The organism is Phenylobacterium sp. P4_E10, from assembly GCF_056401675.1.
Genome location: NZ_JBFUIW010000014.1, coordinates 13133 through 27052, shown reverse-complemented (window position 1 = coordinate 27052; position 13920 = coordinate 13133). Strand labels below are relative to the sequence as shown.

General features: G+C 68.8%; 11 protein-coding genes. 7 read left to right on the top strand and 4 right to left on the bottom strand.

Translation table 11 applies throughout. From position 1 onward, the window contains the following. The first annotated feature begins 211 nt into the window (after nt 1–211). Together AC1DQJ_RS15975 and AC1DQJ_RS15970 are read left to right on the top strand one after the other, a co-directional pair. Nucleotides 212–2047 (top strand): phosphoenolpyruvate carboxykinase (GTP), encoded by a 1836-nt coding sequence (locus tag AC1DQJ_RS15975; RefSeq protein WP_477605033.1) that lies wholly within the window; start codon nt 212–214, stop codon nt 2045–2047. 221 nt (nt 2048–2268) lie between these two features. Next, a complete protein-coding gene (locus tag AC1DQJ_RS15970; RefSeq protein ID WP_477605031.1) occupies nt 2269–3405 on the top strand; it encodes a serine hydrolase domain-containing protein in 1137 nt (378 codons plus the stop codon). Between the two features lie 123 nt (nt 3406–3528). Here AC1DQJ_RS15970 and AC1DQJ_RS15965 read toward each other — a convergent pair whose 3' ends face one another. Continuing rightward, nucleotides 3529–5916 carry an FtsK/SpoIIIE family DNA translocase gene (locus AC1DQJ_RS15965; protein ID WP_477605029.1) on the bottom strand — a complete coding sequence of 796 codons (2388 nt, stop codon included), beginning with the start codon at nt 5914–5916 and terminating at the stop codon, nt 3529–3531. 157 nt (nt 5917–6073) lie between these two features. On the opposite strand from AC1DQJ_RS15965, the gene AC1DQJ_RS15960 reads away from it, so the two are divergent. Then, on the top strand, nt 6074–6451 hold the full coding sequence (locus AC1DQJ_RS15960; RefSeq protein ID WP_477605027.1) for a hypothetical protein: 378 nt from the start codon (nt 6074–6076) through the stop codon (nt 6449–6451). Here the strand turns inward: AC1DQJ_RS15960 and AC1DQJ_RS15955 are convergent. Beyond that, a complete protein-coding gene (locus AC1DQJ_RS15955) occupies nt 6445–7062 on the bottom strand; it encodes an alpha-ketoglutarate-dependent dioxygenase AlkB (RefSeq protein WP_477605026.1) in 618 nt (205 codons plus the stop codon). The two genes, AC1DQJ_RS15960 and AC1DQJ_RS15955, sit on opposite strands and share 7 nt — an antisense overlap. A gap of 19 nt (nt 7063–7081) precedes the next feature. Between AC1DQJ_RS15955 and AC1DQJ_RS15950 the strand changes: the two genes are divergently transcribed. The 4 genes from AC1DQJ_RS15950 (at nt 7082) to AC1DQJ_RS15935 (ending at nt 11664) form a co-directional block, all read left to right on the top strand. Beyond that, complete coding sequence (locus AC1DQJ_RS15950) at nt 7082–7588, top strand: hypothetical protein (RefSeq protein ID WP_477605024.1); 507 nt, start codon at nt 7082–7084, stop codon at nt 7586–7588. Nucleotides 7589–7764: 176 nt separating this feature from the next. Continuing rightward, nucleotides 7765–9678 carry a molecular chaperone DnaK gene (dnaK, locus tag AC1DQJ_RS15945; protein WP_477605022.1) on the top strand — a complete coding sequence of 638 codons (1914 nt, stop codon included), beginning with the start codon at nt 7765–7767 and terminating at the stop codon, nt 9676–9678. Between the two features lie 165 nt (nt 9679–9843). Further along, on the top strand, nt 9844–10995 hold the full coding sequence (gene dnaJ / locus AC1DQJ_RS15940; protein ID WP_477605020.1) for a molecular chaperone DnaJ: 1152 nt from the start codon (nt 9844–9846) through the stop codon (nt 10993–10995). Nucleotides 10996–11073: 78 nt separating this feature from the next. Beyond that, nucleotides 11074–11664 (top strand): TetR/AcrR family transcriptional regulator, encoded by a 591-nt coding sequence (locus tag AC1DQJ_RS15935; RefSeq protein WP_477605018.1) that lies wholly within the window; start codon nt 11074–11076, stop codon nt 11662–11664. Nucleotides 11665–11697: 33 nt separating this feature from the next. Here AC1DQJ_RS15935 and AC1DQJ_RS15930 read toward each other — a convergent pair whose 3' ends face one another. Further along, the gene (locus AC1DQJ_RS15930; protein ID WP_477605016.1) at nt 11698–13263 is read right to left on the bottom strand and encodes a flavin monoamine oxidase family protein; all 1566 of its coding nucleotides are present in this window, start codon (nt 13261–13263) and stop codon (nt 11698–11700) included. A 93-nt stretch (nt 13264–13356) separates the two neighbouring features. Further along, the gene (locus AC1DQJ_RS15925; protein WP_477605014.1) at nt 13357–13881 is read right to left on the bottom strand and encodes an N-acetyltransferase family protein; all 525 of its coding nucleotides are present in this window, start codon (nt 13879–13881) and stop codon (nt 13357–13359) included. Nucleotides 13882–13920: the final 39 nt, after the last annotated feature.

Genomic DNA, 13920 nt, shown 5'->3' with positions numbered 1-13920 from the left:
CAAGCTGCGAATGCGACGCGGGCACGAGATCGTGACTACCCGCATCACGCGATGCCACCGGTGTCATTTCATCACTTCGCCGCATATGGGCCTCCTAAGCTTGTGCGCGTCAAAAATCGTACATATCACCGACCGGCCAGCCAGGGACGGGGTCCGAAAGAGACCCCGCCGGGCCGGCGACGAAGCGTGGTAACATAAGGGGCGCAGCCTGATGGGCTTGGCCATACCGGGTCTCGACGAGGCCCCGACGAAACATGCGAAACTCCTGGCATGGGTACGCGAAGTCGCGGAACTGACCCAGCCGGATCGGGTCCATTGGTGTGATGGATCCGACGCGGAGTGGACCGCCCTGACCGACGAACTGGTCAAGTCGGGAACCCTCAAGCCGCTGAACCCGGCCAAGCGCCCCAACAGCTTCTACGCCGCCTCCGATCCGCGCGATGTCGCCCGGGTCGAGAGCCGCACCTTCATCTGCTCGCAGGACCCGGCCGACGCCGGTCCGACCAACAACTGGCTCGAGCCGGGCGAGATGCGGGCCGACCTGACGCAGCTGTTCAAGGGCTGCATGCGCGGGCGCACCATGTACGTGGTGCCGTTCTGCATGGGGCCGCTGGGCTCGAAGATCTCCGCCCTGGGCGTCGAGATCACCGACAGCGCCTATGTCGCCATTTCGATGCGGGTGATGACCCGGATGGGCAAGGGCGCCCTCGACATGCTCGGCGAGGACGGCTTCTTCGTTCCGGCCCTGCATTCGGTCGGCGCGCCGCTGGAAGCTGGCCAGGCCGACGTGCCGTGGCCCTGCAACGAGATCAAGTACATCGTCCACTTCCCCGAGAGCCGGGAGATCTGGTCCTACGGCTCGGGCTACGGCGGCAACGCCCTGCTGGGCAAGAAGTGCTACGCCCTGCGCATCGCCTCGGTGATGGCCCGCGACGCCGGCTGGCTGGCCGAGCACATGCTGATCCTCAAGCTGACCTCGCCGCAAGGCGCCGTCCGCTACGTGGCCGCCGCCTTCCCCAGCGCCTGCGGCAAGACCAACATGGCGATGCTGCAGCCGACCATTACCGGCTGGAAGGCCGAGACCATCGGCGACGACATCTGCTGGATGCGCTTCGGCGACGACGGCCGGCTCTATGCGATCAATCCGGAAGCCGGCTTCTTCGGCGTCGCGCCCGGGACCGGCAATGCGACCAACAAGAACGCCGTCGACGCCCTGCACGCCAACACCGTCTTCACCAACGTTGCGCTCACCGCTGACGGCGACGTCTGGTGGGAAGGCCTGACCGACGCCCCGCCCGAAGGTCTGACCGACTGGAAGGGCCGGCCCTGGACGCCGGAGCTCGGCGAGCCCGCCGCCCACCCCAACGCCCGCTTCGCGGTGCCGGCCGACCAGTGCCCGGTGATCGCCGACGAGTGGGACGATCCGGCCGGCGTGCCGATCTCCGCCATCCTGTTCGGCGGCCGTCGGGCCAGCGCGGTGCCGCTGGTGACCGAGGCCTTCGACTGGGCGCACGGCGTCTTCCTGGCCTCCAACGTCGCTTCGGAAGGCACCGCCGCTGCGGAGAACAAGGTCGGCGAACTGCGCCGCGACCCGTTCGCGATGCTGCCGTTCTGCGGCTACAACATGGGTGACTATTTCGGCCACTGGCTGAAGGTCGGCGCCGATGCAGACGCTGCCAAGCTGCCGCGCATCTACTTCGTCAACTGGTTCCGCAAGGGCGCCGACGGCAAGTTCCTGTGGCCGGGCTATGGCGAGAACAGCCGCGTGCTGAAGTGGATCGCCGAGCGCCTGGACGGAACCGCCCAGGCCGTCGACACCGCAATCGGCCGCGTGCCGAGCAAGGACTCGCTCGACCTGACCGGCCTGACCATCGCCGACGCGGCGCTGGAGACCCTGCTCTCGGTCGATCCCGAGGTCTGGGCCGAGGAAGCCGCCCTGATCCCCGACTTCTACAAGAAGTTCGGCGACCGCCTGCCTGGGGCCCTCTGGGACCAGCACGCCGCGCTCAACCAGCGCCTCGGCGCCCACGCCCAGGCCGCCGAGTAGCTCACGGGTGTCATCCCGGTTTTGCGCAGCAAGACCGGGACCCATGAACACCTGATGCTTTTGGTGTCGGGGCGGCCTCGCCTCATCCGGCGATGCGGAGCGACCCGGACAGCCGCTATGCGGCTTCCGGGATGACATGAGTTGTGCGCGCCTTCCCTAACGACAGGCTTGCGCCGCAAGCTGCGCCATCCATCTGATCCAGGAAACGGATGGAGCGCCCCATGACCCTCAGCCTCGACATCGACGACGTCGTCGACCGCGCCTTGGCCGAACAGCGCATCGTCGGCGGCGTGGTGCTGATCGCCCGCGGCGGCGATCTCGTCTACGCCCGCGCCGCCGGTGACGCCGACCGCGAGCGCGGCGTCCCGATGGCGCTCGACACCAATTTCCGGCTGGCCTCGGTGTCAAAGCCGATTGTCGCCGCCGCGGCGCTGGCGATGGTCGAGCGCGGCGAGCTCGCTCTCGACGCTCCGGTCAGCCGCTGGCTGCCGGATTTCCGGCCCAAGGCTCCGGGCGGAGCGGACGCGGCGATCAGCATCGCCCAGCTGCTCACCCACACCAGCGGCCTCGGCTACGGCTTCTTGCAGCCGCTGGACGGGCCCTACCTGCAGGCGGGGGTCTCCGACGGCCTGGACCTGCCCGACCGCAGCATGGCCGACAACCTGGCCCGGCTCGGCGCGCTGGAGCTGTTCTTCCCGCCGGGCGCCGCCTGGAACTATTCGGTCAGCCTCGACGTGCTGGGCGCGGCGATGGAACGGGCGGCCGGAAAGCCGCTGCCGGAGCTCGTCAAGGAACTGGTGCTCACGCCGCTCGGTATGGCCGCCAGCGGCTTCTACGTGGCCGACGCCGGCCAGCTGGCCACGCCCTATATCGATGGCCAGCCGCCGCGGCCCATGAAGGAGCCCGACGTCTCCCCGTTCTTCGAGTTGTCGGGCATCCGCTATTCGCCGGCCCGCGCCACCCGCCCGGCCTCGTTCCCGTCCGGCGGCGCCGGCATGGTCGGCACGGCCCCCGACGTGCTCAAGCTGCTGGAGGCGGTTCGCACCGGCGGCGGGCCGATCCTGTCGGCGCCATCGGCGGCTTCCATGCTCGCCAACCAGATCGGCGACCTGGTCGTCACCACCCATGGTCCCGGCTTCGGTTTCGGCTTCGCAGGCGCGGTGCTCAAGGACCCGGCCGCCGCCGGCTCGCCGCTGCGCCAGGGCACGGTCAGCTGGGGCGGCGTCTACGGCCACTCCTGGCAGATCATCCCCGACCGCGAGGTGAGCGTCGTCGCCCTGACCAACACCGCCATTGAAGGCATGAGCGGCGTGTTCCCGGCCGAACTCGGCGCGGCGGTGGCCAAGGCGGTGGGTTAGCTCCGTCCTCAATTGCTCCCCCGCTGGGGGAGCTGTCAGCCGAAAAGGCTGACTGAGGGGGCTTGCTGACTCGGAGCCTTCCCCCTCGGTCCCTTGGGAACGCCACCTCCCCCAGGAGGGGAGTTACGGCGCGGCGCCGACCAGCACTTCGCGCTTGCCGGCGTGGTTGGCGGGGCTGACCACGCCTTCCTGCTCCATCCGCTCGATCAGCGAGGCGGCGCGGTTGTAGCCGATCTGCAGCCGGCGCTGGACGTAGCTGGTCGAGGCCTTGCGGTCGCGGGTGACCACGGCCACGGCGCGGTCGTAGAGGTCGTCGCCGGAGCCGCCGCCCTCATCCCCGAACATCTCGCCGTCTTCGCCGTCCTCGTCGCCGCCAGCGGTGACGTCCTCGAGGTACTGCGGCTCGCCCTGTGCGCGCAGGAACTTGGCCACCGCCTCGACCTCCTCGTCGGAGACGAATGGGCCGTGCAGGCGGGTGATGCGGCCGCCGCCGGCCATGTAGAGCATGTCGCCCTGGCCCAGCAGCTGCTCGCCGCCCTGCTCGCCCAGGATGGTGCGGCTGTCGATCTTGGAGGTGACCTGGAAGGAGATCCGGGTCGGGAAGTTGGCCTTGATGGTGCCGGTGATGACGTCCACCGACGGGCGCTGGGTGGCCATGACCAGGTGGATGCCGGCGGCGCGGGCCATCTGGGCCAGGCGCTGCACGGCGCCTTCCACGTCCTTGCCGGCCACCAGCATCAGGTCGGCCACCTCGTCGATGACCACCACCAGGTAGGGCATGGCCTTCGGGTCGATCCGCTCGCTCTCGTAGATCGGCCGGCCGTTGTCGTCGAAGCCGGTCTGCACGGTGCGCTCGAAGTGCTCGCCCTTGGCGGCGGCCTCCTTGGCGCGCTCGTTGTACGAGGCGACGTTCCGCACCCCGATCTTCGACATCAGGCGGTAGCGGTCCTCCATCTCGCGCACGGTCCACTTCAGCGCGACGATGGCCTTCTTCGGATCGGTGACGACCGGCGCCAGCAGGTGCGGGATGCCGTCATAGACGCTGAGCTCCAGCATCTTCGGGTCGATCATGATGAACCGGCACTGCTCGGGCGGCAGCCGGTAGAGGATCGACAGGATCATGGCGTTGACGCCGACCGACTTGCCCGAGCCGGTGGTCCCGGCGATCAGCAGGTGAGGCATCTTCGAGAGGTCGGCGATGTAGGGCTCGCCGCCAATGTTCTCGCCCAGCGCCATCGGCAGGGCCTGGGTCGACTTCTCGTATTCGCCACTGGCCAGCAGGTCGCGCAGATAGACCGTCTCGCGCCGGGCGTTGGGCAGTTCGATGCCGATGGCGTTGCGGCCAGGAACCACGCTGACCCGGCAGGCGGCCACCGACATCGAACGGGCGATGTCGTCGCTGAGCGCCACGACCCGGGCCGACTTCACGCCGGCGGCGGGCACCAGCTCATAGAGGGTGACCACCGGGCCGGGCCGGATCTGGTCGATGTTGCCGCGCACCCCGAACTCGGCCAGCACGCTTTCCAGCAGCTGGGCGTTCTGCCGCAGGGCGCCTTCGTCGAACATCGAGGCGCGGGGCTTGGGCTTGGCCAGCATGGCCAGCTCGGGCAGGGCGAAACCGCTGGTCTTGACGAAGTCGAACGCCCCTTGGGCCTCACGCAGTTCGCGGCCGGACTCCTTGGGCGTGGGCTTGGGCTGGCGGATGGCCACCGAGCTGCCGGCGGCGTCGACCTCCGCCTCTTCGGCGAGGGCGGCCGGTTCGGGCGCCTGAGCGGGGCGCGGCGCCGGGGCGGCGGCCTGGGGCGCTTCGGCCGCCTTGGCGCGGCGCGCCACCGAGGCGCGCTGGCTGGCCTTCGCCGGAACGGGCGGGGCGGGAGGAGTCCTCTGCAGCACGGCGCGGACCCAGTCGATGCTGGCGGCCAGCTCGGAGCGGCGGACGCCGACCGCGAAGCCCAGGCCGGCGGCGGCGGCGGCCAGCAGCAGCAGGGCTGCGAACAGCACGCTGCCCGGGATGTGGGCGTAGGCGAAGATTCCGGCGATGGCGTGCAGCAGTCCGTCGCCCCAGAAGCCGCCAAGGCCCTTGGCCAGCGGCCAGGCGGCGGGCGCCGGCGGGGCCGACAGCAGGCCGGCGAGGGCCATGACGCCCAGCAGGCCGACGGCGGCGCGCAGGCGCACCTTGCGCCGGGTCAGGTCCGGTTGCGGCGTGGTCGCCCGGCCCAGGCCGAACACCACCATCAGCAGCGCGCCCATGCCGGCGGCCAGGCCCATCGACTGGATGCCGATGTCGGCCGCGGTCGCGCCCGGCGCGCCCAGGGCGTTGCTCGGCCCCAGGGCCGAGGCGGCGTTCAGGCTGGGGTCGGCGGCGTTGTAGGTGGCGAGCGCGATGGCGAAGGCGATGCCGGCGGCCGCCACGATGCCGCCGCGCAGGCGCGCGGTGGCCGGATGGCTCCAGGCCAGGCCCGCAATGTGCATCCCCAGCTCAACGCCCGTCTTACGCGCCGCACGCGCCATTCTCGTCCCCCGATTCAGAGAGCCCATGTTTGGCCCACCGAGGGTTAAGAGGCGTTTACCAAGCCGGGCCTTTGGCGGCGGCTCGGCCGATGATCCATCGGAAAATCCCCGTTTCAGTTTCGCCAAACCCCATCTAGGTTTCGCGACCATGTGGAGCATGCCTCGAAGCGTCCTGCGGGTCGTCGCCATCGTCCTTGGCCTGTGCGCCGTCGGCGGGTTCATCCTGGGTGTCCGGGGCGCTCCCGATCGGGCTCGGCTGCCCGGCGAGTCCCGCGAGGGCGGCGCGGCGCTGCAGGCCAGCGATGCGCGGCCGCTCGACGACTTCGTGCTCACCCCTTCCGAAGTGGTCGCTGAGCCCAAGAAGGAAGAAAAGCCCGAGGAGAAGGCCGAGGAGGCGATCCTCCCGGTCGAGAAGGCGCCGGTCGCGCCCGTGACGCCGGCCCCGAAGGCGCCGACCCTGCCGACCGCCGACGAGGACAAGGTGGGCGACCTGATCGACGGGCTGACGCCGCCGCCGGAACAGCCGCCCTACTGATCGGCCGGCGCGGCGCGTCTCAGGGTCAGGTTGATCCGGCCGCCGCCGGGCACCAGTCTCGACGAGCCGGGCAGGATGCGGTCGACCCCGTGGTGGAACAGCCGCGCTTCGCCGGCCAGCAGGCAGACGTCGCCAGAGGCCAGCTTCACCGAGCTGGTCGGGTCCGAGCGCTTGGCGCCGCCGATCCGGAACACCGCCGTGTCGCCGAGCGAGACTGACAGCACCGGAAAGCGCAGGTCGGCTTCGTCCCTGTCCTGGTGCAGGCCCATCTTGGCCTGCGCGTCATAGAAGTTGACCAGGCAGGCGTCGGGCGGCGTCGCCGGGTCGGCGAGCTCGGCCCAGAGTTCCGTCAGGATTGTGGGAATGGCCGGCCAAAACCTGCCGGTGGTCGGGTGTCGCGGCTCATAGCGATAGCCCCTCTGGTCGGTGGTCCAGCCGAGCGCGCCGAAGCTGGTCATGCCCACGCTCATCGGCTTGCCGCCCGGCGTAACCTGTTGAACCAGCGGCGCTTCCTCGACCCGCGCCAGCACCTCGTCCAGCAAGGCCTGCTGCTGCTCAGGCGACAGCCGGCCGGGCAGCAGGCGAAATCCTGTGGTCGTCGAAAGGCTCATGGTCCCTCATATAGGCGCCATGGCCCCCGCCAGTCTCGATTTGATGAAACCCTTGCGCTGGCGCGGTCTGACATCCGGCGAACGGGCGATCTGCGCCGAGGTGTTCGCCGCCAGCCTCGATCCCGATCGCGTGCGGCTGTTGAGCTTGCCCGTCTGGCCGCGACCTTTCGTCCCGAGCGGCGGCCTGGTGGTCTGGCCCGCCGTCTCGGCCCCGGTCGATTTCGCCGACGCGCCGCTGTGGCTGCGCTCGGTGCTGGTGCATGAACTGGTGCACGTCTGGCAGGCCCAAAGCGGCGTCTTCCTGCCCTTCGCCAAGCTCAAGGCCGGCGACGGGCGGGCGGCCTACGCCTACGATCTGCACGACGGCCGGGAATTCTCGCAGCTCAACATCGAACAGCAGGCGATGGTCGTACAGCACGCCTATCTGGCGGCCGGCGGCGGCGCTGCGCCGTACCAAAGCCAAGCTTATGCAAGGATTTTAGCGGGTTGGCCGGGCGCGCTGGGCCGAAGACCCTGGGCGATATAGGGGCATTCCCACTTGCGGGGGACGCATGTCATCCCATATCGCGACTCGACGCCGGTTTCCCCGTGGGTTAACCGGCCGAGCCCTTATTCGAACCGGGGATGCCGAGAAGAACCGGGGTGCTTCACACGAAGGCCCTTAAACCGGCGTCCGCCACATAGGAGCGAGCAAGACTCGATATGAGCAAGATCATCGGCATCGACCTGGGCACGACCAATTCGTGCGTGGCCATCATGGACGGCAAGCAGCCGAAAGTGATCGAGAACGCCGAGGGCGTTCGGACCACGCCTTCGGTCGTCGCCATCCTCGACGACGGGGAGCGCCTCGTCGGTCAGCCGGCCAAGCGCCAGGCCGTGACCAACCCCGCCAACACCCTGTTCGCCATCAAGCGTCTGATCGGTCGCCAGTACAACGATCCGCTGGTGGAGAAGGACAAGGGCATGGTGCCCTATGAGATCGTCAAGGGTCCGAACAGCGACGCCTGGGTGAAGGCCCACGGCAAGGACTATTCGCCCCAGCAGGTCTCGGCCTTCATTCTGCAGAAGATGAAGGAAGCCGCCGAGCAGCACCTCGGCGAGAAGGTCGAGAAGGCGGTCATCACCGTCCCGGCCTACTTCAACGACGCCCAGCGCCAGGCGACCAAGGACGCCGGCAAGATCGCCGGCCTGGAAGTCCTGCGCATCATCAACGAACCGACCGCGGCCGCCCTGGCCTATGGCCTGGACAAGAACGACGGCAAGAAGATCGCCGTCTACGACCTCGGCGGCGGCACCTTCGACGTCTCGATCCTGGAGATCGGCGACGGCGTGTTCGAGGTGAAGGCCACCAACGGCGACACCTTCCTCGGCGGTGAAGACTTCGACATGCGCATCGTCGAGTACCTCGCCGACGAGTTCAAGAAGGAGACCGGCGTCGATCTGCGGAACGACAAGCTGGCTCTGCAGCGCCTGAAGGAAGAAGGCGAGAAGGCCAAGAAGGAGCTGTCCTCGACCGCTCAGTACGAGGTCAACCTGCCCTTCATCTCCATGAACGCCTCGGGTCCGCTGCACCTCAACATCAAGCTCTCGCGCGCCAAGCTCGAAGCCCTGGTCGAGGACCTGATCGCCCGCACCGTCGGCCCCTGCGAGCAGGCGCTGAAGGATGCTGGCCTGAAGAAGTCCGACATCGACGAAGTCATCCTGGTCGGCGGCATGACCCGCATGCCCAAGGTCGTCGAAACCGTGAAGGAGTTCTTCGGCCGCGAACCCCACAAGGGCGTGAATCCGGACGAAGTGGTGGCGCTGGGCGCCGCGGTGCAGGCCGGCGTTCTGCAGGGCGACGTTAAGGACGTGCTGCTGCTCGACGTCACCCCGCTGACACTGGGCATCGAAACCCTGGGCGGCGTGTTCACCCCGCTGATCGAGCGCAACACCACCATTCCGACCAAGCGCTCGCAGACCTTCTCGACCGCCGACGACAACCAGTCGGCCGTGACGATCCGCGTGTTCCAGGGCGAACGCCCGATGGCGCACGACAACAAGATGCTGGGTCAGTTCGACCTAGTGGGCATCCCGCCGGCGCCGCGCGGCGTGCCGCAGGTCGAGGTCACCTTCGACATCGACGCCAACGGCATCGTCAACGTCTCGGCCCGCGACAAGGCGACCAGCAAGGAGCAGTCGATCCGCATCCAGGCCAATGGCGGCCTCTCGGATACGGATATCGAGAAGATGGTCCAGGAAGCCGAGGCCAATAAGGCCGAGGACGAGAAGCGCAAGGCGGCCGTCGAGGCCAAGAACCAGGCCGAGGCGGTGGTGCACTCCACCGAGAAGGCCCTGTCTGAGCACGGCGACAAAGTCTCCGGCGCCGACAAGGAGGCCATCGAGACGGCGCTGGCCGACGTCAAGACGGCCCTGGAAGGCGACGACGCCGAGTCCATCTCGGCCAAGACCCAGACCCTCATCCAGGCTTCGATGAAGCTGGGCGAGGCGATGTACGCGGCCCAACAGGGCGGCGGTGACGAACAGCCGCAATCTTCGGCGGCCGGCGACGACGACGTGGTCGATGCTGAATTCGAGGAAGTCGGCGACGACGACGACAAGAAGAAGTCGGCGTGACGTTCCGCCCTATGGCGGCCATCCGCAACCTCTGCGAGAAGGCCGCCATGGGGTCGGGCGACCCCCCTGGAAATCTTCGCCCGCTTCGGCTTGGAATAAGCCTTGCAGTCGGACGTAGATCATCCCACCTCAATTCTCAGATCAATTTTGAACGCCTGACATAACATGCGGGATTATTACGAGGTCCTGGGCGTGGAGCGGGGCGCGGACGAAGCCGCGCTGAAATCCGCCTTCCGCAAGCTGGCCATGGAGCATCACCCCGACCGCAATGGCGGTTGCGAGGATGCTGCTGGGCGCTTCAAGGAAATCAACGAAGCCTATTCGATCCTGTCGGATCCGCAGAAGCGTGCGGCCTACGACCGTTTCGGCCATGCCGGGGTCAACGGCTCAGGCGGCGGTGGCGGCGGCGGGCAGTTCCACGACGTCAACGACATCTTCAACGAGGTGTTCGGGGACGTCTTCGGCGACATGTTCGGCGGCCGCGGCCGCCAGCGCTCGGGTCCGGCCCGCGGCCAGGATCTGCGTTACGATCTGGAGATCTCGCTGGAGCAGGCCTATGCCGGTTCCGAGGTCGAGATCATCGTGCCGGCCTCGATCAACTGCGAGAGCTGCGACGGCTCCGGCGCCAAGCCGGGCACCAGCCCGACGGTCTGCGGCGGCTGCGGCGGCGCGGGCCGCGTGCGCGCCAGCCAGGGCTTTTTCTCGATCGAGCGCGCCTGCCCGCGCTGCGGCGGCTCCGGCCGCCTCGTGCTCGATCCGTGCGAGGAGTGTCATGGCCACGGCCAGGTGCGCAAGCAGCGCACCCTGCAGGTCCGCATCCCGGCGGGCGTCGATGACGGCGCGCGCATTCGACTGGCCGGCGAAGGCGACGCGGGGGCCCGTGGCGGCCCGCGCGGCGACCTCTACATCTTCCTCTCGGTGAAGCCGCACGAGCTGTTCGACCGCGACGGCCTGGACCTGCTCTGCACGGTGCCGGTGCCGATGTCGGTGGCCGCGCTCGGCGGCGAGATCGAGGCGCCCTGCCTGATGGGCGGCGACAACTGCGACGGCAATTGCCGCATCGAGGTCAGCGTGCCGGAGGGCTCGCAGACCGGCCGCACCGTGCGCCTGAAGGGCAAGGGCATGCCGTCCCTGCGCTCACGCGACCGCGGCGACCTTGTGGTCGAGCTGTTCGTCGAAACTCCGACCAAGCTCAGCGCCCGCCAGAAGGAGCTGATGCGTGAGTTTGCCGAGATCTGCGGCGAGCAGCAGCACCCCAAGTCGGCGAACTTCATCGGCAAGGCCAAGCAGTTCTGGGAAGACGTCACCGGCGGCTGAGGCGCGCCTGCGTCCCATTAGTCACGCCACGGTATCGGGGGCGTGCAAACCGGCGCCACCGCAGGTTATTCAGGCTGCATGATCGCTGACGCCACCGAGAAGCCAGACGGCCGCCGCGCGCGGGCCGTCGCCAGCCGCGCCCGCATCCTCGCGGCGATGGTCGACCTGATCCAGGCCGGCGAGGTGCAGCCCTCAGCCGAGGCGGTGGCCGTCCGCGCCGGGGTCGGTGTGCGCACGGTGTTCCGCCTGTTCAACGACGTCGACGGCCTGCACCAGGGTCTGCAAGAGACAATGGATGCGCGCCTGGCGCCGATCTACGCCGAGCCGGTGCGCGGCTCGCTGGTCGAGCGACTGGACCAACTGGTAGCCCGCCGCGCCGCGGTGTTCGAGACGCTGGCGCGGCCCAAGGCGTTCGCCGACGCCAACCGCGTCCGCTCGCCGGGCATGGTCGCCGCCCACCAGGTCTTCGTCCGCCGTCAGCGCGAACTGCTGCTTGGCCACCTCGAGGGCGTCGCCCCCAAGGCTGGAGATCTGGTCGAGGCGCTCGACCTGGTGCTCAGCTTCGATGTCTGGCGCCGCCTGCGCGAAGACCAGCGGCTGTCGCCGACGGACGCAGAGCGCGTGGTCCGCAAGCTCGCCCGCGCCGCCGTCGCGGGCGCCGAACCCTAGCGTCCCTTTCCCGCAAGGAGAGAAGGAGGGCCGCTAAGCCGCCGCCCCCACCCGCGCGGCCAGCAGCTTAATCGCTTCGTGCGCCGACAGCGCGGCGCCCTCCTGCCAGGCGTTGATGTAGCTCATGTGCTCGCCGGCGAAGTAGACACGGTCGTCGGGCTTGCAGAGCTCCGCATAGTCGGTCGCGCGCTGCTCGGCCTTCCACTCCGCCGCCACCCCCTCGCTGTGGGGCGTCTGACCCCAGGAGACGGTGACCGGCATGCTCAGCTCGTTGCCCTTTCCGGGGTGGAACTTCTCGATCACCCGGCGGGAAATGGCGAACCGCTCCTCAAACGACAGCGCCGCGAACTTTGGCGGGTTCTGCGGCCCGGAGAAGCCGATCGAATAGGCCCCGACCAGGATGCCGTTCTGCTCGGTCAGCCCGCCGGACGGGTACCAGACCAGTTCGCTGAGTTCTTCGGTCCAGCCCAGCCCGCCGAACTGGAACTCGTCCTGCTCCCAGAACCGCCGGGCGCGCCAGGCGACCTTGGTGCCCTGGCCATAGTGGCAGGCGGCGATCGCCTGCTTGGTGCGGCGATCGAAATCGGCGGGGATCTTGGCCAGGACGGGGAGGGGCAGGGTGCAGATGCAGTAGTCGGCCTCCAGCGCCTTTTCCGCGCCGCCCTCGACATAGATGATGCGCACGCCCTTGGGCCGCCTGCGGATCGCCTTGATCGTCGCGCCCAGATGCACAGCGGGCTTCACCGCCTCGTAGAGCGCGTAGGAGATCCGATCCATGCCGCCGACCGGTTGCAGCATGGTGGCCTGCATGTCGCTGATCTCTTCGAACAGCAGCGAGGCGCCCCAGAATTTGGCCTGCATCATGTCGGCCAACCGCAGCGGCGCGCCGGACGTGGGCGCGTTCAGGTAGCCGCCGGCCTCCTTGTCGAAGTGGGCGCGCATCGAGCCGCCGTAGACCTTCTCCGGGCTGAGGTCGCCATAAGCGCCCAGATAGGCGATCAGCCGCTCCTTATCGACGCCGGTCAGTTCGCGATCCAGCGCGCCGCGGTCGATCGACTTGGCCAGCAGTTCGGCGAAGGTCCCACGGGTGTCGTTCACCGCCTGGCCGTTGCGCACCACCGTGCCGCCGAAGTCGAGCTTGGCCGAGCGGTTGGCGTTGACCATCACCTCCAGTGGCACGCCCAGTTCCCGGCAGTAGCCGAGGATCGCCTTGTGGGTCTGGGGAATGCGGGCTGGTCCGGCGTTGAAATACATGTGCCGACCTTCCTCCCAGTCGGCCTGCTGGTCGGGTCGCCCGTTCTGCACGATTTTGTCGCCGCCGCGCACCGACCAGGCCCGTCCACCCGGTCGCTCCCGCGCCTCCAGGACGGTGACGTCGTACCCCGCCTTGCGCAGCTCAAGAGCGCTGACCAGACCGGCGACCCCAGCGCCCAGGATGACGATCTTGGTTCCCTTGCCCGATCCGGCGGGCAAGTCCGGCGGACCTGCATAGGCGGGCGCCGCCGCCAGCAGGCCCAGCGCCTGCATCGTCACATAGAGCGCGCTGTAACCTCCCGCGCGCCCGACCTTTTCCAGAAACGCCCGACGCGACACGCTCATACGAACCCCCTACGCAGGCGCCGATGAGAGCGCCGCCGCCAACTGAGCTTCAATGTTGCCGTCGTCAGGATAGCGCTGCTTTGCGAGCGGCGCCTATTGCGTCAGCACCCAGATGTCGGGCCAGCGATAACTGACCTCATAGGTGACGCCGCCGGGGCCGGGCTCGCGCCGCGGCGCCTCGGCCTGGCCGCCCAGATGCTCGTAGAAACCACGGGCCGCAATATTGTCGCGCAGCACCGACAGCATCATCGACCTTGCGCCGTTGTCGGCGAACACCCGGGCCAGGCCGGTGATCAGCCGTCGCCCCAGGCCGTAGCCCTGCGCCCGGCGCAGCACATAGAGGGTTGTGACCTCAGCCTCACCCGGCCGCCGGGACCGAGAAGGCCCGCCGGCCGCATATCCGACCAGCCCTTCGCGCTCGGCCGCCGCCAGCGTCGCCTCAAGCGGCCCGGGGCGCATCAGCCCGGCCCGGAACCGCCGCGCGTGGACCGGAACGGTCATGCGCTTGAGGTAGGAGTCCGGCAGCAGGCCCTCATAGGTCTCGCGCCAACTGGCCACGTGCACCCGCGCCAGGTCCTCGGCGTCCTCAGGTCCGGCGGGAAAGATCACGTGCGGCACGAAAAGCTCCTGCTCCCCACCAGAGCTTGGTAGCCAACA